The sequence below is a fragment of the Capnocytophaga sp. H2931 genome (assembly GCF_002302535.1).
GTDB lineage: Bacteria > Bacteroidota > Bacteroidia > Flavobacteriales > Flavobacteriaceae > Capnocytophaga > Capnocytophaga canis.
The window spans coordinates 833,640-860,391 of the sequence record NZ_CP022381.1; the positions used below are offsets into that span (position 1 = coordinate 833,640).

Below are 26,752 nucleotides of genomic sequence, written 5' to 3' on the forward strand. Positions count from 1 at the left end.
GATATTATTTGCGCTTCAAATTTATTGGAATAGAACAACAATACCTTGTATTCAGCTATTAGCACCGAACCAGATACTTGAGTAGCAATTTTTCTAAAGTATCTCCTCTGTCTTTTCCTCTGAAGAAATACTGTACACTAACTTGTTCTCAATAATACCTAGTCTCTCTGTATATATGTCAATGCAGATTCTATTGTGTATTTTCCATATATTTTATACTTTTGCCCCTGAGAGCAAATCGGCTTATCGCTATTTATAGAGGAAAGTCCGGACACCATAGAGCAGCATAGCGGGTAACGCCCGTCCGTCGTAAGGCGAGGACCAGTGCAACAGAAAGGATGTACAATACGGTTGTAGTGAAATCAGGTAAACTCTATGCGGTGCAACGCTATGTAAACCAGCACTTGAGAGCGGCTCGTTCGATGTTGGAGGGTAGGCGGTTTGAGTTTACAAGTAATTGTAAATCAAGATAAATGATAAGCGTCTTTACAAAAAGATTACAGAATCCGGCTTATGATTTGCTTTTTAAATAAAGAAAGGCTATTCGATTTATTTTCGGATAGCCTTTCACTAGTTATAATTCAGTATGAAGTAGGATTAATACAACTCTCCCCTGTTTCAATTTCGTCTTTTAGCTATTGGAGAAATGTTAAAAGATTAGATCAAAAAATACAATCGCACCTTAGTAGATACCTACATAAGAAACTCCTGCCGCCACTTGAAGAGAAGTACCTTCTTCAAAAGCATTTGGGCTTTCCTTCGTAGGGTCAACAATATATACTTTTCCGCTTTGGCTTCCTCTGGCTACCAAGGCAAAATATACCTTCCCATCCTTTCCTTTCTTAGCATTTTGATACACTGATAAATCAAGGTTTTCAGGGAAATTCATTTTGATAGCCGTCTTTCTATTGATATCAACACGTGCTATAGACCAAGCAGCTTCTTTCTTTCCTTTGGATTGATCATAATAAGGGACGAAAGCAATTCCGTTTCCTGCGTAGAAAATACCTGTACCTCCTATGGTTGTTCCTGTAACACCCAATGCTTTAGCTAAATCAAAATCGTAGGTATTGTCATACTCTCCATTTTTTATCTTGAAAATATGCGAATTTTGCATATTTACGTGATAAACATCTTGACTTTCTGCTACAAAATATGCTGGTGTACGATATCCATAAGTATCTCCTATACCTTTAGGCAATCCAGAGCTTATAACACGTGGATTTTCAAAGGTTGGATAATCAAGCACTAAGGTTGAAGCAGGGGTCTCAACCAACACTTTGCCTTCTCCGTAATTGGTAGCATTTACGTTTTTAGCACCATCATATCCTCTCATTGCCAAGCCTATGTATACTTTATTATTGTGAATAACAGGGTTGTCAACACGCCAAATATGAGGATTCGGTAGACCTTCTATTTCTGGCAATTTAGGCATTACTATTTCCTTCTTTTGTCCTAAGACGAAATCAGGCAGGGAAATATTGACAATATGCAATGTTGAAGACGTGTTCTGATAATTACCTTGATCATCTTTCTTATGCTCCACGCTAACATTATAAGCAAGAGCAACTTGGTCATTAACTACTTTCCAACGAAGGTTTTTATTTCCTACAATACCCGAAATATCTAAATCTTTCTCTTTTATGTAGTCGTCAGGCTTTTCAGAAAATGTATATTTTTCAATAGTACCTACGGCATACTTCAAGTTGTACAAAATCTTACCATCAGAGGAAGCGTACAATCTGTTAGAAGCTACCGTTTCCAAGGAATAACCTTTGTTTGCCGAAACACTGCCCTCACGCAAATTACTCAACTTAGATACATAAGTAGCTTTATTTGGAGTACTTACCTCCTTAGCAACATGAAACACACCCTCTCCTCCATTAGGAGTGTCGTCATCGTTCTTTTGACAACTCTGCAAAAATAAGCCACCTGCTATCATAGCAATTGGTAACCATCTAAAATTAAAAAATTCTCTCTTCATTTTGATTATATTTAACATTAATATTTAGTTTAAAATTACTTTTACTCTATGAATACAATAATATATTACTTCGCCCTTGTGCTCTTGATCTATTAAAACAAAGTGTAGGTCAATTTACCATATAAAGCTCTCCCCGGTTTTTGCAACGCATAATTATCAAAAACTTGGGTATCGAAAATGTTTTTTGCATCGAATGATAATGTCCATTTTCTGTTGGGAAAGGCATATTTTAAAGATAAATCATGTAAAGGCTGGGATGGTATGATAGCTTTATTCGATGAACCATATGCTTCCCATTCCTTAAAGAATTCATGTGTATACCCAAAATTATATCCCAAGGTTAACTTCGAATTGGGTTGGATAACACTATTCAATATATATTCACCGTTCATGTTGGCTGTAAAATAGGGTGCATTCCGTAATCGACTCTTATAATGTCCGTATTCCACTCCATATTCATCATATCTCAAATTAAACCGAGCGTCAAAATACGAAGCCACTGCAGTAAGAAACAACTTTTTGTCCCAAACATATCGCATTTCTACATCGATTCCTCTACTAATAATCTTGCCTAAGTTTTCAAACCCGAAAAAATCGTCTTTTGGTCGTGGTATCCCTCTTATGATAAGATCTCTAATATCTCTAATAAAAAGATTAACCTCGGAAGATAGTTCATGTTGCCTCATTTGGAATACTCCTAATGAAACACCTAAATTACCATTGTTACTATACTCAGGTTTTAATGAAGTACTTGGTGAAATTCCCTCACTAAAGTTACCCAATAGTTCGGTACTTCCTGGTAATCGCGTAGTTTTCTCTGCCGATAAAGAAACTACAACCTTTGGGGTTATGGCATAAGATAGGGTGAGTCCATATCCATCTTTTTGTATAGTTCGATCGTGCTTTATAGCTTTGTTGTGATAATTGCCGTCAGGCAGTCTATTTCGGATAATTTCAGTTAATTCTACATTTTGTTGATATAACTTATATAGTAAACTAGTCTTAAGCCTACCATCAAAAAAATCAGCATCGTAATTAAATGAAAGTATCTGCTTTCGATACTTACGTTTGTCCATAGCTTCTCTGGCTTCATTATGCATAAGAGGATCATCTACTTTTCTGGTAAATGTGTTAAATAAATAGCTAATCCCCATAGAATGTTGTTTGTTGAAATGATAATGCATATTTGATCTATTGGAAATAATAATCTCCCTGTTATCTGCCAAAGTGGGATAGTTAGCCTCAGCTCCTGTATTCCATTTCAGTAATTTACCATCATATCCTCTGGCTATTTTCCCTTCCCAATTATATACATAGGCTGTAGTATCAATTAATTGCCTGAAAGTATGTGAATAAGTAGTAAAGGTATTCACATCCAACCCTTTTGTAAACAAATTATTTTTCTTATATTGCAGACTCGCCATACCACTGTTATATTGGGTTTTTCTATTGCCGTAAACTACCTCCATAGAAGCTCCTGTTTGAATATCTTTTTTGGTCTCAGAAAACATCAATCCCAACAGCAACTCATCAGCCCATTTACGTGTTGTAAATCCTGTATTGAATTTTATCCCCGACGAATAGTATTTATCATGAAAACGTCTTGCCACAACTGACTTCTTTTCTCCTGTTTTGTTATCAGTCACATACACATTTTCGCCCCAAACCTTGTAGCTATTATCCGTAACATTATAAAAAGAGGATAAAGTTGCTAAAAATCCCATTTCTTTATCGCGGTGACTTGCGTTCAAATCCCACTGGTGAGTGTTAAACGAACCGTAGGAATAGGAAGTCATGATGTTACTCCGCATATCTTTTTTCAAGACGACATTAATTCCTCCGCCCAAAGCATCTTCGGAAAGCTCCGCAGGTAGCACACCTTTGTACACCTCAATACGTTCAATCATCGAGGGAGGAATACTGCTAAGCGAAAACGAGCGTCCATAATTGCGAATCGGAATGCCATCAATGAAAATACGCACTGAATTTCCTGATAAACCATTCAGATTGAAAGAAATATCCGAACCCATCCCTGCTGACTGACGGATTTTAATCCCCGCCGAACGCCCCAAAAGCTCTGTAGTTTGAATATTTTGCATCAACACATCTTTAGTGCTAATAACATTCATAGCATAGCCTTGATCTTTGGATTGTCTGCCCTTACTTTTCCCCGAAACTTCTACTTGACTGAGGGTAATTGCCTCGTCGTATTTCAAACGAACGAACAGTTCGGTTGATTTTCTTCTTAAATCGGCTTTCAATTGAACTGACTGTCCTCCAAAAGGAATTACTTCAACTATATATTCTTTTCCTAATGCCAAGTTTTCAAGTCGGAACATTCCCTTTTCGTCAGTGGACGTATGCCTGTTCAAACTACGAATAACAACCGTAGCCATGTCCACAGGCGCTCCATTAGCGTAAACAACTCTCCCCATGAGCATTCCACGATTTTTAGGAGGTTGTTGAGCATGGATGATAGGGAAAACACCTATACTGGCGTACGTCAATAGAAAAAAAAGAAAACGAATGTATATATTATTCATCTAACTGATTTTATTCTCAAATTAATGATTTACAATTACTTACACTAATGATTTAGACTAAATCGGTGCAAATATAAAAAAATATTTTTATGTAGAATGAATTTAAATAAAAATATTAACCTAAAATCAAAATAAATCCACTCTCTTGAGGTATTTTCCTTTAACGGCTATTAGGAGCATTATATTTGAAAAAAGAAATGAAATTATAGAAAAGTTACACGAAAAACAGATATAAAATTTCTCAAATCTTCTTTTTTCTGTATTTTTGCCTCTTGAATTATAAGATTATTAACCTGCTGAAAAATCACATTTTAGCGATCTAAAAAATTAATATACAGAAGAATAAACCCGTTACAACCTTTATAATTCAAACGAAATAATCATTTCAGACATCCTTATTCAATCTAAAAAATATAGCTGTGGGAAGTAAAAATAAACTAAAACGCTTCAAAGAGAACGAAACTTTTTCAAATGTACTGCAACCTAAACGGGATGAGCTACTTGCCGAATCCTTCGCTTTTAAAGGCAAATGGCATCAAGAATATTTTAAGAATAATCTGCCAATCGTATTAGAATTGGGGTGTGGTAAAGGAGAATATTCTATCGGATTAGCAAAGAAAAATCCGAATAAAAATTTTATTGGTATTGATATTAAAGGAGCTCGATTTTGGCGTGGTGCGAAAACTGCTATTGAAGAAAACATACCTAATGTAGCGTTTTTACGCACACAAATTGAACTTATTGAACATTGTTTCGCTCCTGGGGAAGTGAGTGAAATCTGGATTACGTTTCCTGATCCACAAATCAAATATAAACGCACCAAACATAGGCTTACAAATATGGATTTTTTAAACCGCTACAAAAACATACTTTCATCGGAAGGTTATATCCATTTGAAGACGGATAGCGAATTTATGCATGGATATACCCTAGGACTGCTTCATGGATTGGGACATGAGGTGGTTTATGCAAATCATAATATCTACAACAGCGATGGGGTTCCAGCAGATGTGACAGAAATTCAAACGTTCTACGAGCAGTTTTATCTATCTCAAAATAAACCGATTACTTACATTCGATTTAGAATAAAAGATAACGTTTAAGATTCAAAAAGTATAATCACTTAATTGTTAATCTCTATTGACTAAAACCACCCATCACTTCCTATTATTTGGTCTAATAAAAAAGAATAAAGATGATAAAAAATTTTTCCAGTTTTATTAGTCTCTTTTGCTTAACGTTAGTAGTTTCAGCACAAGAGCAGAAGGAAATCAACCTGCTCACAGGTGAAAAATGGTGGGGTGGAGCTACCAGCTTTGGTAATTCAATGCCTTTTTCAGAAACAAAAGTCATCGACTTGCGAACTCGTAATTTCAACAATCAAACTGTCTCCCTTTTTGTGTCTAACAAAGGGCGCTATCTTTGGAGTGAAGCACCAATGGAGTTTCAATTCACAGAAAATCAAATTAAAGTAAAAACCACACGTGGAAAATTGAACTAGGAACTGGTGGAAATACCCTCCGTGAGGCTTATCTGGCTGCCTGTAACAAATACTTTCCATCATCAGGAAAAATCCCTCCTGAACTCTTCTTTTCAAAACCTCAATACAACACGTGGATTGAACTAGTTTACAACCAAAATCAAGAAGATATCCTAAATTATGCCCGAAATATCGTGAAAAACGGTTTTCCCGCAGGTATTTTGATGATTGACGATAACTGGCAGAAATACTACGGGAATTTTGAATTTCGTCCAGACAAATTTCCTAATCCTAAAGCATTGATAAATGAACTCCACAAAATGGGATTCAAAGTTTTACTGTGGGTTAGTCCCTTCGTATCACCTGATTCACAAGAATTTAGAGACTTACAGCGTAAAGGTTTCCTTGTAAAGAAAAAAAACAGCAAATACGCAGCCTTATTACGTTGGTGGAATGGATTCAGTGCTTGTTACGATTTTAGTAACCCCAATGCTTTTGATCATTTTACCCAGATACTCAAAAAGATGCAAAAGGATTACGGCATCGACGGATTTAAATTTGACGCAGGTGACCCAGAGCGTTACCTCGAAGAGGAGATTGATGTTTTTGACAAACAATCATTTGACGTAGAACAGACTTTCCTCTGGGCAAAACTCGGTTTGGAATTCCCTTATAACGAGTATCGTGCTTGTTGGCAAATGGGAGGGCAACCTTTAGTACAACGCTTGGGAGATAAAACGTATTCTTGGGATGGCGTTTCGCGACTCGTCCCTGATATGATTGCTTGTGGACTCCTTGGATATGCTTATACTTGTCCTGATATGATTGGAGGAGGTGAATTTTCTAGTTTTCAAGGTATTGACCCTACAAAATTTGACCAAAGTTTGATTGTTCGTTCTTGTCAGATTCATTCAATGATGCCAATGATGCAGTTTTCGGTAGCTCCTTGGCGAATTTTGAGTAAAGAAAATCTTGAAATATGCTTGAAATACGCAAAATGGCACGAACAATTAGGCGATTATATATTACAACAAGCTAAAAAATCTGCTAAAACAGGTGAACCTATTGTTCAACATATGGAATACGCTTTCCCGAATCAAGGGTTTGAAGATTGTAAAGACCAGTATATGCTGGGAGACACCTATCTGGTAGCTCCAATAATGGAGAAAAGTAATGTCCGAAGTGTAAAACTTCCTAAAGGAAAGTGGAAGGATGACAAAGGAAAGGTATATAAAGGTGGTAAATCGTACAAATTTACTGTTCCTTTGGACAGATTATTATGGTTTACACCTGTGAAATAGCTTTTTGATTATCCAAAAAAGAGTGTAAGTTAAAGAGTTATTTAGCTATACCGAAGCATTAGTTAAATTTTCGTTTTTTAAGTTCTATAAATTCTCAATAACTCTTTAACTTACACAAATTGCTGTATGCAACCTAATTTTTTCCCTTACGAATATTCACTTTGAGATTCGTACCCTTTCTATCACAAAGAAACTTCTAAAAGTTCAATGCCTGATGTTTTCACTTGTAACGTATCACAAACTGCGGGGAAAAGCACTGTTTCTCCTTGATTTATAGATAGTTCTGTTTTTCCATCAGAAACTATTCCACTGCCTTTTACACACATGTAGATGTGAAATGAGTCTTCCGCTCCAATTTTCTTTTCAAAATCTTCCGAAAGACTTAAATAATGGGTAATAAAATAAGGGCAATCGACCATTTTATTGGTCGTATTCTCTGATTTTGAGTAACTTACTTTAAAATCATCTTTCTTCTGATAATCAATAGCTTCCAAGGCTAATTCGGTGTGAAGCTCACGCAAATTACCGTTCTTGTCCTTGCGATTGAAGTCGTACACCCGATAGGTAATATCACTTGTTTGCTGAATCTCAGCTATGATTATTCCTCCTCCAATGGCATGAACTTTACCCGTATTGATGAAAAAAGTATCGCCTTCGCTCACCTCTTCGTAATTCATAATATCAGTAAGTGTACCTTCTGTGAGGTGTTTCTGATATTCTTCTTTGGTTACATCTTTATTAAACCCTACAATGAGTTTTGCACCTGGATCGGCTTGCATAACGTACCACATCTCAGTTTTTCCAAAAGAATTATGTCGTTTTTTTGCCAAATCATCATTAGGATGTACCTGAATTGATAAATCCTCACGAGCATCAATGAATTTTATCAAAATTGGAAAATCTGTACCAAATCTTTCATAGACATGTTTGCCTAACAACTCATTCGGATATAAATCAATCAACTCCTGCAATGACTTATCTTTGAATTCGCCATTCGCCACCACGGAAATATCTCCTTTGACTGCTGACACCTCCCAACTCTCGCCTGTGATATCGGTTTCTATCGGTTTATTAAACAATGTTTTGAGCTTAGTTCCTCCCCAAAGACGTTCTTTTAAAATGGGTTTAAATTTTATTGGATACATATTATTTATTGATATTGTTGAAAATTAATTACTATAAGCTAATCACTAACTACTATTCTCTACTTACCTACCAAAAGTATCATAATGATCTTCGGCATATTTTATCATACGATTCAGCAGTACAATATTCTCCTTTTCCAACACTGAAAGCTGATCATCAACATTATCAGAAACAGGAATATACCAATCTGTCATTTCAAAAAAGTAACGGTAAGTTGCTTTCTTGAACGAATATCCATGACGTGCGTAAACTGAATTTCGAATGATTTCCAAATCTAATTTTTTAAGATTCTTCAGATCTTTTTCGGTCAGCTTTTGCGTTGAAGCATTTATTTCAAAAATAAGTTCTGAAGCAACACGATACCCGACATCTGAGTAATTCTCTTCCTCTCCCTCTTCTGTGTCCGAATCAACAAAACTATCTATAAATTCTTTAGGGCTTGACCAATCTATCAAATCCGTATCCCTATCCAACATCAAATTAGGATCATATGCAAAAACTTTTCTCTGCAAACGCAATTCTTTTTTGGGAATACGTACGTTTTTCTTTTGATAAACTCGCCAAACTCCCACTATACTGTCATTTTTGAGTTGTAATTCAAACTTTCCATCGGTTTTGTCATCTCCTGGTTCATTAAGGATAAAAACGTTAGATGTTTTGTCATACGTTCCAACAAAGGGTCGCTGATTTCCTCCCGTGATGCTATGCCCATAAACCGTATCATTGATTATTCTATTGAATTTCAACGATATTTTCTTGTTATAGTCACCATATTCTACTCTTGAATAATTAATTTCTTCATCATTTTCAGGAATCATAAAATCGCCCGAATAAATTCCGTACAACTCAGGATAGTGTTCTTTTGCTAAAGCCTCTCTTTCTGTAACTTCAGGCAGTAGTCTTTCTATCTGAACACCTGCATTTTCTTCTGGATTTTCTTGTTTTTTATTCTTAGGAGATTCATTACATCCTATTAACACAAAAAAAGCCATGAAAAGGATTAAATAACATTTTTTCATAATCGTATTTTTTAAATTATTTTCTTCCAAATTAAGTATTCTACTAAAATAATGTTAGGCAACCATCCCAACCAAGCTATTATTTGATAAGTATCCATCGGAGGTAGATGAAATAAGTGAACTATAACTACTTTCCACATTCTCAGAGTAATAGCTGATAAGGTAAGAGCAAAACTTCGCCACATCCAATGTTTATGCTTGATAAATTTCCCTCCTCTTGCGGTTCTATACGCCATAAAAGTTGTCCACCACCAAAGTATTCCTAAGATAAGAAAAGAAACTACGGAATAAACATTTCCATTAGCATATATTCCCATATAAATACCTGAAGGAGCGGCAAATAGCAAAAGTAGGACAACGTATGCGCTTCCTGTCCAACGATGCAATTTAGCAATACCAAAATTTTTACGTAGAATGGCTAAAAATCCAAACAGAAGGATAAAAATACTCGTATAGACATGCATATAAAAAATAGGCAAATACATCGAATCTGCGTTCACTTCGGTCTGTTTTATCATCAAAAAAGCAACATCCGACCGAATCGGAATATAAAGCCAAGTGATTTTCAGCATAAGCCAAAAGAAATAGACAAATGCAACAATCATCAAAACTTTAAGCAACCCTGTTATGTTTCTTTTGAATGCTAACATCCTGATTCGAAATATTCCTACAAAGGTAATGAAAAATGTTATAGATAATAAAAAAACTCAACACATTTTTTTGCGTTGAGTTTTGTTGTTTAAGATGTTACTTGCAATCCTGATTTATCTAATTTTTCTTTGGCATAGTCCTTGGTGACAACCAACTTCTTTTTGTTGGAACTTGGCAGCTCAAACATCGCATCGGTCAGGATACTCTCACAAAGGGAACGTAATCCTCTGGCTCCCAACTTATATTCGATTGCCTTTTCGACAATAAAATCTAAAGCTTCTGGATCAATACTGAATTTGATACCGTCCATTTCAAACAGTTTTTGATACTGTTTTATAATAGCGTTTTTAGGTTCGGTCAATATCATTCGCAAGGTTTCTTTATCCAAGGGATTCATATACGTCAGCACAGGCAAACGCCCTATAATTTCTGGAATTAATCCAAAATCTTTCAAATCCTTAGGAATAATGTACTGCATCAAATTCTTTTTATCAATCTGAGTGTTTTTTGAGGTGTTATATCCTACTGCTTGCATATTCATCCTCTTCGATATGATACGCTCAATACCATCGAAAGCACCTCCTGCAATAAATAGTATGTTCTCCGTATTGACCTCAATGTACTTTTGATCGGGATGTTTGCGTCCTCCTTTAGGTGGAACATTTACCACTGAACCTTCTAAGAGTTTCAACAAACCTTGCTGTACCCCCTCACCCGACACATCGCGCGTAATAGAGGGATTATCACCTTTACGAGCAATTTTGTCTATCTCATCAATGAACACAATACCTCTTTCTGCTTTAGCCACATCATAATCTGCCGCTTGTAACAAACGTACTAAAAGGCTTTCTACGTCCTCACCCACATATCCTGCCTCGGTAAGTACCGTAGCATCAACAATTGCCAAAGGAACGTTTAACAACTTAGCTATGGTTTTCGCTACCAACGTTTTTCCCGTGCCAGTTTGTCCAACTATGATGACATTACTCTTTTGTATTTCTACGTTATCGTCCGTATCGGGCTGTTGCAAACGTTTATAGTGATTGTATACTGCCACAGAAAGAATTTTTTTTGTAGCATCCTGTCCAATGACGTACTGATCAAGAAATTCCTTAATTTCCTTAGGTTTTTTTAGTGTAATCAATTCATTTTGGTCTGCTGTTTTGACATTTTGAAAATTCATTTCCTCCAAAAATATGCCGTGAGCTTGTTCGATGCAATGATTACAGATACGCGCATCTAATCCATTGACAAGCAATTCAGTTTCCGACTCAGGACGACCGCAAAATGAACAAAAATTATCTGATTGTTTTTTAGCCATATTATCTTTCTTTCAAGTTGGTAAATAGAATGGAAGGCGTATGCCGAACACCAACCAGAGTTTTTAAATTTATTTTCTAACCAAAACCTCGTCAATCATACCGTACTCCTTAGCTTCTTCGGCTTTCATCCAATAATCGCGCTCAGAATCTTTATACACTCGTTCAAATGGCTGCTTCGAGTGAGTAGCGATAATTTCATACAACTCATTTTTGAGTTTTAACATCTCTTTTAGGTTGATTTCCATATCAGTAGCTACTCCTTGAGCTCCTCCCGAAGGTTGGTGAATCATCACTCGTGAGTGTGGCAATGCCGAACGTTTTCCATCAGCTCCTGCACACAAAAGTACCGCTCCCATAGAAGCTGCCATACCAGTACAGATAGTGGCTACATCAGGTTTGATAAACTGCATCGTATCATAAATTCCAAGACCTGCGTATACACTTCCTCCTGGTGAATTTATATAAATCTGGATGTCTTTGGAACTATCAACACTCTCCAAAAACAACAACTGAGCTGTTACAATATTGGCTATATGGTCATCAATACCCGTTCCCAAAAAGATAATTCTATCCATCATAAGACGAGAAAAAACATCCATCTGAGCCACATTCATTTGACGTTCTTCCATAATATAAGGCGTCATACTTGATATGATTTTATCATAGTAAAGACTATTTATACCATGTTTTTTAGTAGCGTATTTTTTAAATTCTTTATTGAAATTCATAGGTTTATGGATTTTTATTATGTTTGTACGGAAAGCTCTTCAAAAACTCTGCCGTATGAAGTATTTTATTTTTATTTAGTAGAATAACGTTTTCTGTAGTAATATAAAACTCTTAACCTCAACAGTATAACCGCATATGCGTGATGAAAAACAAACTTATAAAACTAACAAAATGACAACTAAAGTCAAATTTCGAGATAATCTCCCTGTTTGTTGAAATGTATGCAAGACGGTAATAAAATTAAAGATAATATATTACGATGAAAAGGCGTTAAACCAAATTTAACGCCTTTGTATGTCAAAACACTAATAATTTCTATGCCTCGTCTGTTTTGTAAACTTCTTTGATGAACTGATCGAAAGTAGCTTTTTTAGTATTCGTTTTTACATTAGCTTTGTAAAACTCTAATAGTTTGTTCAATACTAATTGCTGATTGATGCGTTGTATTTCCTCTTTGTTTTGTAAGATTTTACTTACAATTCCATCTATGTACGAATCATCATCAACAGGCATTCCGTATTGAGTCAATTGATTTTTCACATAGCTATTAGCATAGTCCTTCAACTCGTCAAATGTAGGATGCAAATTATTGTCTCCTAATATTTTACCTTCGATAAGTTGATAACGAAGTCCTTTTTCTGATTTCTCGTATTCAGCGTCAGCTTCCTCCTTTGTCAATTCTTTTTCACCTGCCGTACGTAACCATTTTTTCAAGAACTCTGCTGGTAAATCAAACTGAGTAGTGTTTACCAAATAGTCTGTAACTTGGTTTAGAAAATGCTGATCTGCTTGTTCTGTATATTGAAATTGAGAATTTTTCTTGATTTCTTCACGTAACTCAGTCTCTGATGTTACTGTTCCTGCGGGAAACAACTTATCGAAAAGCTCTTGATTCAAATCAGCTTCCTCACGAACATTAACCTCTTCGATTGTGAAAGTTACCGTAACGTCCAAGTGATGCACATCATCATGTGACACTTTCAAAAAGTGCATCAAATCGTGCTCATCATTAAACAATCCTTTGGTTTGCAGTTGTAACTGATCTCCTATCTTTTTACCTACAAACACTTTTCGGTTATCAGCACTCAAGGCTTCCAACTTGAAAGTTGCTTGATTATCAATCTTTTTCTCTTCGTTAAAAAACGATCCTGTGATTTCAATATCGTCTTGATCCAAAATCTCGCCTTTTGAAATCAATTTTCCAAATTGCTTACGAATACGCTCCACTTGACGATCAATAAGTTCATCTTCAATTGAGATTTCATATCGAGTAATACCGTTTTGAGGCTGTAAATCAAGTTCAAACTTAGGAGCTAAGCCTACTTCAAATTCAAAAGTAAAGCTTTCTGCATCCCAATTAAAATCTTGCTGTTCCTTTGGAAGTGGATTTCCTAAAATATCTAATTTTTCCTCAACAATATATTTGTTCAATGAATCCTGCAATAATTTATTTACCTCATCAAATAGAATTGCTTTTCCATATTGTTTTCTAATCATTCCCATAGGAACGTGTCCTTTTCTGAATCCAGGTACATTTGCTGTTTTTCTGTAATTTGTAAGCACTTTTTCTACCTTATCAGCATAATCATCCTTTTCAATAGCAACTGTAATCACAGCGTTCAAAGCATCAATTTGCTCTTTTGTAATATTCATTTTTTAAAATATTTAAGTCTAAAAAAATTCAGTTCGCAAAGGTAATATAATATATGGAAACTAAAAAATTTTTGAATTATTTTCTTTCCTGGACGGATTCAACTGGCAAATGCAATTTTATTTTACAAAACTATAAAATAAACTCTTTTTTTCATCCTTGCAAAGCTTCGGCTATCAAATAACCTCCTGTCCAGGCATTTTGGAAGTTGAAACCTCCCGTAATCGCATCTACGTCTATGACCTCTCCAGCCAAGTATAAATTTTTTAACATCTTACTTTCAAACGTTTTAAAATTTATTTCAGAAAGAGCCACTCCCCCTGCTGTGACAAACTCTTCTTTAAACACGGATTTTCCATTGATTACAAACCTTGAAGATGTTAGCACTTCGGACAATGAATGCAAAGAAGTTTTGTTCAAATTTGCCCAAAGTATGCTATGCGAAACACCCGCCCTATCTAACAACCTCAACCACAATCGCTTAGGAAGATTAGGAAATGATGTGTTTTGAAGCATTTTCTTAGGTTGCGTTTGTTTAATTTCCTGCAAATATTGCAGAACTTCCTCTTTACTAGGTTGTTGCAAGTAATTACATAACCAATTGACTTTCAACACACAGCGATAATCACGCTCTGCTAAAACTCTGGCACCCCAAGCCGATAGTTTTAATATGGCAGGTCCACTAAATCCCCAATGAGTGATAAGCAATGGAGCTATATTTTTGATTTTTAAAGATTTATCATGTATGTCATACAAAGAAACCTCAGCAGTAGTCGATATCCCTGCCATGTCTTTTATAAAGTCATCGGAAGTGTTAAATGTAAACAGAGATGGCACAGGGGGAACTATCGTATGTCCTAATTTTGCCAATAAATTCCATATTTTAGGATTACTTCCCGTAGTAATAATCAGTTTTTCAGCACGAAAAATACTATCAGATGTTTTTACTTCCCAATATGCATCTTCTCTATAGAAATCAATCACATTATGAGAGTTAAACAACTCAATACCAAGACATTTCACTTGTTCTAAAAAACAATCAATAATACTCTGTGAAGTGTTTGATTTTGGGAAAACACGTCCGTCTGCTTCTGTTTTGAGTGCTACTCCCCGACTCTCAAACCACTCAATAACATCACCACACATAAATCGACTAAAAGGGCTAAGCAATTCTCGTTCACCACGTGGATAATTCTTTACCAAATTTTGAGGAATAAACTCGGCATGCGTAACATTGCACCGACCACCGCCTGAAATACGCACCTTGGACAATACCTCTTTCCCTTTCTCAAGAATAGCAATTCTATAGTTTGGATTTCGCTCAGCACAGTTAATAGCTGTAAAAAAACCTGCAGCTCCTCCACCAATAATTACTATGTCAAACTTCTGTACATTTTTCAAAATATCAGACGTATTTTTCTTAAAACGTTTATTATTAACAATAAATTTTCTGTCATTTCGACTGATAAAGCAAAAAACTCTGTCGTACATTTGTATTCACTGAAAAGAATATAAGTGCATGACAAAGTCTTCTTTTTATCTAATTTCTGAACCTGATTACGGATAGGGAGCCAGAATAACCTCTAATCCATCAAGTTGCTCTGTGATAGGAATTTGGCATCCTAAACGGCTGTTTTCCTTGACATGATATGCCTCAAAAAGCATCGCCTCCTCATCAGCAGACATCTCAGGAAGAGTTACATCATTCTGTACATAACACTGACAAGAAGCACACATTGCCATACCTCCACAAACGCCTATTTCACCATCCTGTGCAATTTCGTAAGCCCTCATGACTTCCATGAGATTCATATTCATATCCGTAGGAGCTTGTAATTCAAAAAGAACCCCTTCCCTATCGGTTATTTTCAAGGTAATATCACTCATTTTAATAGTATTCTATTTTGCGTGTTCTAATTTTGGAAGGCACCTTATTTTCGTATAGAACAACTTCTTTCCAATTTCCGAATTTGTCAAATGAATATTTGTACTGATGATCGAAATCAGGAGTTCTATGCAAAATCAACAGTCCATTTTTATCGAAAACTTTCTTAGAGACAGTCTCCGTTTTAGTCTTAATAACTTCGGTTTCACCTCCTGAAGATGCGTAGGCCAAATTTGTTTCCATATAAAAATCTGGATCATCAATGGCTGTACATACGGACTGAACTAGCTTTCCTTTTTTGTACTTATAGACGCAAATAGTTACTTGATCATCCTCATTGGTAAATTTAGATTTTACTAAATATCCCTCTTTATCATACTCATTTTCAACTCTTAAGAATACACCGATATCTGGATAAAGTTCTTCGGAATGAGTTACTTTATTAGCTTTGTTGTAACGATAATGTTTTTCCTTTACATACTCCGGGCGTATTTTCTTCTCCAAAATAAGATTTTTCTCTTCATACTCTTGGATGTCTTTTTCTAACACAGAAAGACTGGCTACTTTATTTTTTTCGATGCAATTTCCTAAGTCATCATATTTGAATGTTGTTGTCAAAAGCCATTCACCTCCTTCGTTTTCATCAATTTTGACTAACTGCCCTTTCTCATTATAAAAATATCCTTTGTCAACTACCAAATCTCCATCATCGGCAGTAAAAATTGTTTTACTTCCAATCACTTTTCCCTTTTTATCGTACTTGAAAGTCATACCTCCAAAAGGAACTCTATCAGTGAAATAGGTTGTTACACTCATATTTTTACCTGTCCTATCAAACGTATAAGCAATATTGGTTTTAGAATATTTGGTTTTATCACGTTCAATATTCCAATCTTCTGTTAAAGGAATAAGTTCATACTTTTTACTATCAACTGTCTTTTTCCCTTCTTTGTCAGGTTCTAAAGAATACGAATAATCTTGTACTTGCTTTATATTTCCCTTCAACTGCAAGGTCTTAGTGCTTATCGTGTCTATTTGTCCCCAAAGCGACACCGTGTTTGTCATAAAAATGACGAACATGATCAAGTTTCTCAATCGTTTCATCTCTCCTATTTTCGTTTTAATTCCTACTATTCTATTGATTTAACTACGGCCTTCTCAGCTTCTTTTCGACTTCCGTCAAAACCATCTACACCTGACACAGTGGTGTATTTAAGTACATATTTTTTACCTGGGTTGAGTCGATTGTAAACACTTTGACACATTAATGTTGCTTCATGAAATCCACAGAGAATTAATTTCAATTTACCCGGATAGATATTAATATCTCCTATGGCGTAAATACCCTCCACATTGGTTTGATAATCTAAAGCGTTATTCACTTTAATGGCATTTTTCTCAATTTCTAAACCCCAATTAGCAATAGGGCCTAATTTAGGCGTCAATCCAAAAAGCGGAATAAAATAATCCGTTTCAACCTCTTGTCGATTTCCCTCAACATCCAACACCAATGATTCTACTTTACCTTTTCCTTTTATTTCAACCACTTCACAAGGGGTAATCAGATTGATTTTCCCTGCATCTTTTAATGCTTTTACTTTCTCTACCGAATCCAAAGCTCCACGAAATTCGTTACGACGATGAACCAACGTAACTGATTTTGCTATATTCGCCAAGTAGATACTCCAATCCAAAGCCGAATCTCCCCCTCCCGCAATGACTACACGCTTCCCTGCGAAACTTTCGGGATTTCTAACAAAATATTCCACCCCTTTTTCTTCATAATCAACTAGATTAGCTAACTCGGGCTTACGAGGCTCAAAAGTTCCTAATCCTCCTGCAATGGCTACCGCCTTACCTTTAATTTTGGTTCCTTTATTGGTTGTAACAACAAAAGTTCCATCCTCATTTTTATCAATGGTTTCTGCTGTTTCCGACAATGTAAATTCAGGTTGAAATTGTTTAATTTGCTCCATAAGATTATCTACCAATTCACCTGCCCCAACGCTTGGATAGCCTGGTATATCAAAAATCGGTTTCTTAGGATATAACTCCGCCAACTGCCCTCCTGGTTGTGGCAATGTGTCAATCAAATGACATTTCATCTTCAACAACCCAGCTTCAAAAACGGCAAAAAGCCCAGTAGGACCTGCCCCTATAATGATTATATCGGTTTCTTTCATTCTATCTATGTTTTTTTTCTCAAAAACTGTGCAAAAGTATTATTTTATTACCAAATAAAAAAACAAACCCCGAACTATTAAGAAGAGATTAATTCCTTTTTAACGTAACCAGAATTTGTTTTTACATATCTTTATGAAAGTCTGTTATATTCCAAACTTACCTTCCAATTATTATAACAAAAGGTTTGTTTTTTAAAAAACGTTGCCGTAAACAACCCCACCGATGGTTTTTATGGGTTCATAAAGCACTGAGTTTTTCAAGGTCTCTTGTGGTAACCATTTATCAGTTTGCCATGTTTTCTCCAAAACAATGAACAGCGACCCTGCAATAATGGCAGTTTTGAGTAACCCGAAAACACCTCCTCCTAATCTATTTAACAATCCTAACGAGGCAAATTTGACTACTTTTGTAAGTAATTTTGCTAAAAGCATCACGCCTAACATTATCAAAATCAAGGTGAAAACAAAAGAAATCACTTCCATTGTCGATTTTTCAAAAGAAACATATTGGCTCAAGATATCAGCAATATAAAACGAAAAATGAATAGCCCCGTAAATTCCTAATATAATTGCAAGTAACGAAGCTAACTCAATAATGAGTCCTCTCCATAGACCTCGTACCAAACCAAACCCTAATACAACAAGTAGGATGATATCAATCGTATTCATAACTTAATATCCCTCACCTTTTCCTCCTGTGACAATGGCAATTCCGTTGGAAGTTCCGATGCGTTCTACTCCCAAATCAATGTATTGTTTTGCTGTTTGAAAATCTCGAACACCTCCTGAAGCTTTAATCTTAGCCTTTCCGTTTACGGCTTCTTTCATAAGCTGAACATCCGAAAGAGTTGCTCCTCCTGTTCCAAATCCTGTAGAAGTTTTCACAAAATCAGCACCTGCCTCTACAGATAGTTTACAAGCTAATTTCTTTTCTTCATCGGTAAGATAGCAAGTTTCTAAAATCACTTTCAGCACATTATTTACACAAGTTTTCTTAATTTGAGCAATTTCTTCGCGAACTTTATCAACCTCTCCCGATTTTAAAAGCCCTACATTAATTACCATATCTATTTCATTTGCCCCATCTGCAAGAGCTTGTTCTGTTTCAAAAACTTTGGATTTCAAACTCATAGCTCCCAAAGGAAAACCAACAACACTACATACGTTAATATCTGTATCTTTTAAAAAATCTTTAGCATACGGCACAAATGCACTATTCACGCAAACAGAGAAAAAATCATACGTAACAGCTTCTTTACAAAGTGTTTCAATTTCTGAAATAGTTGTATTAGCTTTCAGAAGTGTGTGGTCAATAAATTTATTTATTTTCATTGTATTATTGTTTATTAATTTTTCATTTTTGAATGTAATTAAAAAATAATTATCTTTCTATAAATCAGAAAGTTGAATTTTTACATTATTTTTCAGCATTCTATAAATAATATCCACCGAATTCTGAATAATGTTATTCAAATGTTTTATATTCAGATTATTAATCTCATCTGAGAGTTTGTGATAATGATCGTAGTTTTTTATATCATAACTCGAAATAGTATGACTTGGAATATTTAACACTCGGTAGAAAGGAAAATTATCAGCTGCTTCAAATAATCCGTACATATTGTCTTCTGGCAAATACACAACAAACTCTTTTCCAGCAACCTTATTCATTTCTTGTGCCAAATTTGATTTTTGGGTAGAGTTACACAAGGTATGATACTCAAATCCATCCAAAATTGATGTAGAAAAACACAATTTCAAAAGCTTTTATATGGTTTTCAAACTTTTTTGAAAAACAACAAGTTTTCCTCACCGCTCGGCGTATCCGATGTCTCAAAAGTGTGTTGTTTCCTTCAATATCAGTAGTGTATTTTTTACCTACTTTATGTGTATATTCTTGAAAAACAGACGCAAAAGCTTCCCAATTATCTGTACAAATCTCATCAAAACTAACACCCAATTTCTTCAATTTCTCACGAAGTTTTTGGGCTGTTTTTATGTTTCGTTTGCCCCATACCCACGCTACAATTTCCTTTGTTTCAGCAGAATAAGCATAAATCAACCACTTTTTGTTTTTCTTTTTTCCTACAAAAGTCCAAAGTTCATCAACTTGTAACGATTTGTATTTGTTTTGTTTGGGTTTGATTTCTCGATTGAAATTTACCAAAACCGAAAGTACTTTTTTGATGCTAACTTTTTCAATTTCAGCAATATCACGAATACCTACATTTCTTGCCAAAAGCAAGAGAATTTTCGCAGCAATATGCGAAGCCCAACCTTTGTAGGTCAGATTATGATCGCCGATAAATTGGCGTTTACAGGTTTTGCAAAGATAGTTTTGTTTTTTGTTCTTTTTATTCCCATTTTTGACTATCTTTGTGCTTTGACAATTGGGGCAATGGAGTGTAATTGTTATTAGCATTCAACAAAAATACAACTTTATTCCCTGATTGTCAAATTTTTATACCATCATACTTTTTAAAACACGACCGATTTTTTATATCCCGTCACATACACTTTATCTTCTCCAATTAACATCGGAACACCAATCATTTCATAATTAAGGACATACGAAACATTTACTTTTTCTTTCTTCAATCGATTTGCCAAATGATTCGCTCCAACCAAACCAAGTTCTTCTTCTGTAAAAATAGCAACAATTACATTTTTATCAAAGGTATGTTTTGCCAACTCTTTAGCAACAAGTAACACAGCCGTAACTCCCGTAGCATTATCATTTGCCCCGTTGAAAATCGTATCTCTTTGCGAGGTATCTTCTGAAACTCCCAAATGATCTAAATGAGCTCCGATGATAATATGTTCTTTATTTCGGTCGTAATCCCCAATAAGTCCTACAATATTTGCTGATTTTGACCCTTGGATAAGCACATCACGATACGTTTCTTTATAAAAAGGCTTTATTTTATTACTTTTCATAAAGTTTTCTACAAAAGACATCGATTTTTCGTAAGTTTCACTAAAAGGATAACGACCTTGAAGCGAATCTGAAGCAAGAACAGACACTATTCGTTCTGTTTCTGTCAAAGAAATCTGATTTTTAATTTTTGTCTGTGTATTTTTCAATGAACTACAACCAAAAATTACAAAAAATAGAAAAAATAACACTAATTTACTTTTAATCATAATTAAATCTTATGGATTGAGTAGGGACAAAACTTGATTTGTCCCTATGATTTATTTTCGTTTCGATTTTTTAGAAGAATTTTTCTTTTTCGGATGTACCAATTTCATCTCGTCAATGAGGTGTTTTGCTCCTGCATATTTATCGATAATGAATAGAACATAACGAATATCCACCATAATATTACGACAAATTTCAGGGTCGTAATGAATATCGCTCATTGTACCTTCCCAAACGCGGTCGAAATTAAGTCCGATGAGATTTCCGTGTGCATCAATAGCAGGACTTCCCGAATTTCCGCCTGTGGTGTGATTGGTAGCGATGAAGCAAACAGGCATTTTTCCGTTCTTGTCGGCGTAAGCTCCAAAATCTTTCTTCTCATACAAGTCACGTAATTTCTGCGGAACATCAAATTCGTAATCGTTCGGAACGTATTTTTCCATCACACCTTCCAAATAGGTCACAGGGCTATAATATACCGCATCGGCAGGGGCATATCCTTTTACTTTTCCGTAAGTGACACGCAATGTACTATTTGCATCAGGGAAAATTCTATCCTCAGGCTTTGAAAACTCCAAAATGGCTTTCATATACGTACGTTGCAACGCTTGAATTTCTGCATCCAATTTTTGGTAAGTAGGTAATACATTATTCACATAATTTTCCGCCATAAGCGTTACAAACTGCATTCCTTTATCATCTTTGAGCTTTTGGGCAAAATCTTGTGGTGAAAGCGAAAGTACTTTCTCAATTTCCTCATAAGATGCCAAAAATGAATTTCCATAAAGCTCATCCGCTAGTTTTTTAGAGTCAAAGGAACGTAGGTTCTCTACCAAAAACTGCTTTGGCATATTTTCAGCATAGAAAACGATGGCTTTTTCAAAAACATCTCTGTCTACCACTTTTTCGTAGTCTTTGAATACATTTTTGAATGTTTCTAACAGATTTTTCTTTCTATCATTAAAAGATTGTTGCCCTCTTTTTTCTAAAATCAGCTGTAGTTGATACATACGATATCCATTGGTTAAGAAATCTATATTTCTTAGCATCAACTCATTAAACAATTCATTTGACAATGAATAAGGTTCAAATGCTTTATATTTTTTAGAGAATTCAGGCAAAATAGCTCCATATTCTTCAGTTTTTTTATCTTTTTCGATGTTTTTTACAAAAATAGCCTCTTGCTGTTGTTTTATAGCAACGGCGTTTGATTTTTTCAGACCTTGGCTCTCGCCAATCCATTTTTTCCAATAGTTTGCCACTCGTGCGTATTTAGAAGCATATTTAATCTTAATAGCTTGGTCTTTACGCATATAGCCGTCTTGTACTTTCAACACCACATCACGAATTCCAATACGAGCAGGATTCACCACATTGATGATTTGTTCCACAGCAACCGACGGTAAATATTCCTGCGTACGCCCTGGGTAACCGAAAACCATGGTAAAATCATCCTCAGAAATGCCGTCCAACGAAATTGGGAAGAAGTGTTTAGGTCTGTACGGCACATTGTCTTTAGAATATTCCGCGGGACGATTATTTTTATCGGCATAGATACGGAAAAGGGCAAAATCGCCTGTATGTCGGGGATATAGCCAATTATCGGTGTCAGAACCAAACTTTCCGATAGAAGACGGCGGAGCCCCCACCAAACGAACGTCCTTAAACACTTCAACAACGAACAATAGATATTGATTTCCGTTGTAAAATGCCCGTACGCGATTTTCCTGCCACGCCTCTTTGGGTGACGTTTTTACCAATTCAGCGATTTTTTTTTCAATAACATTAGATTTATCACTTTCAGAAGAAACATTTTCAGTTCCTTTCAATATTTTCTCAGTAACATCTTCAATACGAATGATAAACGTAGCAACTGTTCCTGGGTTGGGAAGTTCTTCTGATTTGCTCATTGCCCAAAATCCATCTGCAAGATAATCGTTTTTAAGAGTTGAATGTGATTGTATTTGTCCATATCCACAGTGATGGTTCGTCAATAGTAGCCCTTGTGCGGAAATCATTTCAGAGGTACATCCATTGTTAAAATGTGGCACGGCATCTTTCAAACTTGATTTATTCACGGAATAAATATCAGAAACAGACATTCTCATTCCCAGCGATTTCATTTCTTCTTCATTCATTCCCTCCAAAAGTGAAGGAATCCACATTCCGCCCTGTTGTGCATAAAGCGAAACCGAGCAAAGTAGTAATAAAAGTTTTACGTATTTCATTGTCAATTAATCGATTATTTATTAAAATATTTATGTTGAGATAATTTTTAATGTATTATTTAATTTCATGTTTTGTTACATCCATCACGGGAACTAATCCTTCGGAAGGCATATAAATAATTTGCGGAAGATTGCCTTTGTCTGCCAATTTTTCGAGCGTTCGGATAAACAAATACTGATTATAGACCGAATTGAGCGTTCCGTTTTCGATTTTCATTGCCTCTGCCATACCTCTTGCTCTCTCAATTTCGGCCTGAGCGTTAAGTTTTTCGGCTTCCAATCGAGCTTTGGCTTCTTCAATAAGAATTTTTCGGTTTTGTTCGGCTTTTGCCATTTCAGCCTTACCAGCCATTTCTTGTTGCCACACGTTGTAAACTGGTAATCCAAACATCATCACCGAGATAAAAATCAATACGGTGATTACAATTCCTAAAAGTGGTATTTTTGGTTTCATTGAATATTATTTTAGATGAAGCCAAAGATAATATTTTTTTGACAGGTATGCAAATGATTTTTTAGGAAACAAGAAAGGCTACCTGAAAATCTTATCAGATAGCCTCTTCCTATTTCTCAAAAGCGATTATTTCGCATCTGGAAGTAATATAAACTCAAATAATTGGTCTTTTTTCAAGTATTTTTGAGCTACTTTTTGAACCGATTTTATATTGACTTTATCCAAACGTTTCAATATTTCTTCTGGAGTTTCTATGGGTTGCTGGTTGCGATACGCTCCCGACAAAAGCCCTTGCCAAAAACCGTTTTCTTTTACCATAAGCTCATTTTGGCGTTGTACTTCTATTTTGAATTTATCCAAATCAGCTTGTGAAGGCCCATTTTTCTTGATTTTCTCAACTTCTTCCAATGCTAAGTTGATTAAGTGACGGTATTTTTCAGTACCTGTCCCAATGGTGATTGACACGTTATAACGTCCTTTTGGATATTTAGATGTATTGATACGAGCTCCTGTTCCATACACTCCTCCTTCATCTTCGCGTAGTCGTTCTATAAGTTTTATGGTCAAAACACTTTGAAGAGCTTGCATATTCAACACTTCTTGCACATCGTATTTGAAATCACCGTAGTATCTCAAATTTGCTAAAGCTTTCTCTTCTTTACCTTTATTAGTAACTAAGTTAAATCCTTTTTTAGGCTCATAGATGCCTAAATCTGGTGTTTTTTCATTACGTTTTAAACTTGGTAATGAGGCAATATATTCTTCCAACAACGGACGGATATCCTTCTCATCGAACGAACCTACGATAACAAACACAAAATCGGAAGCATCTGCAAAACGGTCTTTGTAGATATTCAAGGCTCTGTCTTTGGAGATTGATTTAATATCTTCCTCCGTATTAGGTACACGGCGAATATTTCCTTTGTAGAGCTTATTAGTGATGTCACGTCTGAAAACAAAATTAGGATCATTTTCTCTGTTAGACATCCCTGAAATGACATTTGCTAACGTTCCTTGGAAAATGTCTTCATCAATACGAGGCTCAGTGAAATACCCATAAATAAGCTCAAAAGTTGTTTTCAATCCCTCTTTGTCAGAGAAAGCTGAAACGCCTTCCTCTCGCTCACCAATGTAAGTTCCTACATGCACATTTTTACCTGTCAAATATTTTTTGAGTTCAATAGCGTTCATTTGACCAACACCACTTTGTCCTACTAAGCTACTAGCGTAACTGCTTGAATGGTAGTCTTTATCAGCATACATATTAGTTCCCCCTGGACTAAACGCATTGATGAGAATCTGGTCGTTTTTGAAAGTTGTTGGTTTCAATACTACTTTAACTCCGTTACTCAAAGTCAATTCCTTAGCAGCAACTTTTGTCAAGTTCTTCTCTGCTACGATACTTCCTTTAACAGGTTGTTTTGCTAATAATGGTAAATCAGAAACTTTATCCTCATATGCAGTTACTTTCTCTGCCTCAACCTCAGCAATCCATTGATTAATTTGAGCTTCTGTTGGGAGCGAATTTTTTTGGCTATCAGGAGCCAAAATAATAATGTCGCGATTTACATCCGTATAATATTCTTTTGTTAAAGCAACAACTTCTTTCAATGTTAATGTTGGTAACAATCTCTTGGTAATGTTATATGAATCCTCATTGCTTAACGCAGGAGCGTCCTCCAAGAAATAGTTCAAATAACGGTTTACGTACTCATCGGATTTCTTTTTATCTCGCTCAATATACGCTGTTTCGTTACCTTTACTGATAGAAGCGATGGCACGGTCAAGCTCAGTCTGCGTAAAACCAAAGCGTTGCACACGCTCCAACTCACGAAGAATAGCTTTAAACCCAACTTCATATTCATTTGGTTTACTAACCATCGAAGCTCCGAAGGTTTGCATATTTGCCAAGAAGTCACTAATAGAAATTGTTCCCGATAAAAACGGTGGATTGGCACTTTGGCGAAGTTCACTCAAACGATTATTAATCATTCGGCTATAAACCGCTTTTAATAATGATTTACGGTAATCTCCCTCAGTTTTGATATTAGTCTTCGGATGTTTGATAAACATCTGAGTAACTACGGCAGTCATTTCAGGATCGGTAACTGTTAAAAACTGATTTTTATTTAGAAAAGGCACTTCATACTTCTCACGTTTAGGTGCATTAGGATTCTCTTTCATGTCCGAAAACAGCCGTTTTACCTCATTCTCTATTTGGTTTACATCAATATCTCCCACAATTATTATAGACTGCAAATCAGGACGATACCAATCTCTATGAAACTTGCGCAACTCCTCATATGGGAAATTAGTAATAATAGGTTCAGTTCCGATTGGCAAACGGTTGGCGTAACGAGAATTATTGAACATCAATGGTAAGAACTTATCCCGCATACGTTGCATCGCTCCACGACCTCCACGCATTTCCTCCAGTACTACACCTCTTTCTTTGTCAATTTCCTCAGCAGTAAGTAGTGCGTCTTGAGCCCAATCACGCATCACTTGCAATCCATTCTTCAATATTTCGGGGTCATCCGAAGGAATGGGCAATTGATAAACCGTTTGATCAAAACCTGTGTAAGCGTTCAAATCGCTTCCAAAACGTACTCCTACTTTTTGCAAATAGTTTACCAATTCATTCTTAGGGAAATGCTTCAAGCCATTGAAGTTCATATGTTCCAAAAAGTGAGCTAATCCTAATTGGGATTCAGTTTCTAAAATCGAGCCTACTTTCACAGCCAAATACATCGTAACACGATTCTTAGGCTCAACATTCTTACGGATAAAATACTGGAATCCATTAGGTAATTTCCCTACCTTCACTTCATTATCAAAAGGAAGTGGCTTTTTGAAAGAAACGGAATCTTTCACCGAAATATGCTGCTCTTCCAATTTGGTTGTTGCCATAGTGGTTTGCAACAAAGCAGGAAGCAATAAAGCTACTGCTAAACCTCTTATGATTTTCATAAAATTAATATGTTAAAATTAAAATAGCAAAGCTACAATTTTTTTTAAGAATATTATATGTTTT

23 protein-coding genes and 1 other RNA gene are annotated in these 26,752 nt (G+C 35.6%); 4 read left to right on the forward strand and 20 right to left on the reverse strand.

The features are described 5' to 3' along the window. Positions 1–230: 230 nt before the first annotated feature. An RNA gene (gene rnpB, locus CGC52_RS03510) (RNase P RNA component class A) lies at positions 231–529 on the forward strand. Positions 530–682: 153 nt separating this feature from the next. On the opposite strand, the gene CGC52_RS03515 is transcribed toward rnpB, so the two are convergent. Both CGC52_RS03515 and CGC52_RS03520 read right to left on the reverse strand, forming a co-directional pair. Further along, positions 683–1,984 carry a hypothetical protein gene (locus tag CGC52_RS03515; RefSeq protein WP_157909096.1) on the reverse strand — a complete coding sequence of 434 codons (1,302 nt, stop codon included), beginning with the start codon at positions 1,982–1,984 and terminating at the stop codon, positions 683–685. A gap of 92 nt (positions 1,985–2,076) precedes the next feature. Continuing rightward, positions 2,077–4,527, reverse strand: a complete 2,451-nt coding sequence (locus CGC52_RS03520) for a TonB-dependent receptor plug domain-containing protein (RefSeq protein WP_095893443.1) — start codon at positions 4,525–4,527, stop codon at positions 2,077–2,079. A gap of 419 nt (positions 4,528–4,946) precedes the next feature. Here CGC52_RS03520 and trmB point away from each other — a divergent pair, with 419 nt between their 5' ends. From trmB to CGC52_RS03530, 3 genes are all read left to right on the forward strand, one after another. Continuing rightward, the gene (gene trmB / locus CGC52_RS03525; RefSeq protein WP_042344252.1) at positions 4,947–5,630 is read left to right on the forward strand and encodes a tRNA (guanosine(46)-N7)-methyltransferase TrmB; all 684 of its coding nucleotides are present in this window, start codon (positions 4,947–4,949) and stop codon (positions 5,628–5,630) included. 92 nt (positions 5,631–5,722) lie between these two features. Continuing rightward, positions 5,723–6,028, forward strand: coding sequence for a hypothetical protein (locus tag CGC52_RS11315; RefSeq protein ID WP_232751834.1), 306 nt, complete (start codon positions 5,723–5,725; stop codon positions 6,026–6,028). Between the two features lie 173 nt (positions 6,029–6,201). Continuing rightward, positions 6,202–7,308, forward strand: a complete 1,107-nt coding sequence (locus CGC52_RS03530) for a glycoside hydrolase family 31 protein (protein WP_369800743.1) — start codon at positions 6,202–6,204, stop codon at positions 7,306–7,308. Between the two features lie 182 nt (positions 7,309–7,490). Here CGC52_RS03530 and CGC52_RS03535 read toward each other — a convergent pair whose 3' ends face one another. The 18 genes from CGC52_RS03535 to CGC52_RS03620 form a co-directional block, all read right to left on the reverse strand. Further along, entirely contained in the window at positions 7,491–8,453 is a 963-nt protein-coding gene (locus tag CGC52_RS03535; RefSeq protein ID WP_042344253.1) for a type I phosphomannose isomerase catalytic subunit, read from the reverse strand. A 63-nt stretch (positions 8,454–8,516) separates the two neighbouring features. Next, positions 8,517–9,473: a YARHG domain-containing protein gene (locus tag CGC52_RS03540; protein ID WP_095894436.1), complete on the reverse strand. Its 957-nt coding sequence runs from the start codon at positions 9,471–9,473 to the stop codon at positions 8,517–8,519. An 11-nt stretch (positions 9,474–9,484) separates the two neighbouring features. Continuing rightward, complete coding sequence (locus CGC52_RS03545; RefSeq protein ID WP_095893444.1) at positions 9,485–10,123, reverse strand: DUF2306 domain-containing protein; 639 nt, start codon at positions 10,121–10,123, stop codon at positions 9,485–9,487. A gap of 89 nt (positions 10,124–10,212) precedes the next feature. Further along, positions 10,213–11,445: an ATP-dependent Clp protease ATP-binding subunit ClpX gene (gene clpX, locus CGC52_RS03550; RefSeq protein WP_042006651.1), complete on the reverse strand. Its 1,233-nt coding sequence runs from the start codon at positions 11,443–11,445 to the stop codon at positions 10,213–10,215. Between the two features lie 69 nt (positions 11,446–11,514). Continuing rightward, positions 11,515–12,174 carry an ATP-dependent Clp endopeptidase proteolytic subunit ClpP gene (gene clpP / locus CGC52_RS03555; protein ID WP_095893445.1) on the reverse strand — a complete coding sequence of 220 codons (660 nt, stop codon included), beginning with the start codon at positions 12,172–12,174 and terminating at the stop codon, positions 11,515–11,517. A gap of 316 nt (positions 12,175–12,490) precedes the next feature. After that, positions 12,491–13,828, reverse strand: a complete 1,338-nt coding sequence (gene tig / locus CGC52_RS03560) for a trigger factor (RefSeq protein WP_095893446.1) — start codon at positions 13,826–13,828, stop codon at positions 12,491–12,493. A gap of 151 nt (positions 13,829–13,979) precedes the next feature. Further along, on the reverse strand, positions 13,980–15,317 hold the full coding sequence (locus CGC52_RS03565; protein WP_095893447.1) for an NAD(P)/FAD-dependent oxidoreductase: 1,338 nt from the start codon (positions 15,315–15,317) through the stop codon (positions 13,980–13,982). A gap of 66 nt (positions 15,318–15,383) precedes the next feature. Then, positions 15,384–15,713, reverse strand: coding sequence for a 2Fe-2S iron-sulfur cluster-binding protein (locus CGC52_RS03570; protein WP_042009553.1), 330 nt, complete (start codon positions 15,711–15,713; stop codon positions 15,384–15,386). A gap of 1 nt (position 15,714) precedes the next feature. Then, positions 15,715–16,815 (reverse strand): hypothetical protein, encoded by a 1,101-nt coding sequence (locus CGC52_RS03575; RefSeq protein WP_042009552.1) that lies wholly within the window; start codon positions 16,813–16,815, stop codon positions 15,715–15,717. A gap of 26 nt (positions 16,816–16,841) precedes the next feature. Continuing rightward, complete coding sequence (locus tag CGC52_RS03580) at positions 16,842–17,894, reverse strand: NAD(P)/FAD-dependent oxidoreductase (RefSeq protein WP_042343702.1); 1,053 nt, start codon at positions 17,892–17,894, stop codon at positions 16,842–16,844. A 192-nt stretch (positions 17,895–18,086) separates the two neighbouring features. Then, the gene (locus CGC52_RS03585) at positions 18,087–18,563 is read right to left on the reverse strand and encodes a CvpA family protein (RefSeq protein WP_042343700.1); all 477 of its coding nucleotides are present in this window, start codon (positions 18,561–18,563) and stop codon (positions 18,087–18,089) included. Between the two features lie 3 nt (positions 18,564–18,566). Further along, a complete protein-coding gene (deoC, locus tag CGC52_RS03590) occupies positions 18,567–19,226 on the reverse strand; it encodes a deoxyribose-phosphate aldolase (RefSeq protein ID WP_095893448.1) in 660 nt (219 codons plus the stop codon). Between the two features lie 57 nt (positions 19,227–19,283). Further along, complete coding sequence (locus tag CGC52_RS03595) at positions 19,284–19,565, reverse strand: hypothetical protein (protein WP_157909097.1); 282 nt, start codon at positions 19,563–19,565, stop codon at positions 19,284–19,286. 49 nt (positions 19,566–19,614) lie between these two features. Beyond that, on the reverse strand, positions 19,615–20,316 hold the full coding sequence (locus CGC52_RS03600) for an IS1 family transposase (protein ID WP_095893401.1): 702 nt from the start codon (positions 20,314–20,316) through the stop codon (positions 19,615–19,617). 56 nt (positions 20,317–20,372) lie between these two features. After that, positions 20,373–20,939: a M20/M25/M40 family metallo-hydrolase gene (locus CGC52_RS03605; protein WP_157909098.1), complete on the reverse strand. Its 567-nt coding sequence runs from the start codon at positions 20,937–20,939 to the stop codon at positions 20,373–20,375. A gap of 150 nt (positions 20,940–21,089) precedes the next feature. Beyond that, complete coding sequence (locus CGC52_RS03610) at positions 21,090–23,264, reverse strand: S46 family peptidase (RefSeq protein ID WP_095893451.1); 2,175 nt, start codon at positions 23,262–23,264, stop codon at positions 21,090–21,092. 55 nt (positions 23,265–23,319) lie between these two features. Continuing rightward, entirely contained in the window at positions 23,320–23,718 is a 399-nt protein-coding gene (locus CGC52_RS03615) for a hypothetical protein (RefSeq protein ID WP_042009545.1), read from the reverse strand. 126 nt (positions 23,719–23,844) lie between these two features. Beyond that, positions 23,845–26,688 (reverse strand): pitrilysin family protein, encoded by a 2,844-nt coding sequence (locus tag CGC52_RS03620; protein WP_095893452.1) that lies wholly within the window; start codon positions 26,686–26,688, stop codon positions 23,845–23,847. Positions 26,689–26,752 lie beyond the last annotated feature (64 nt).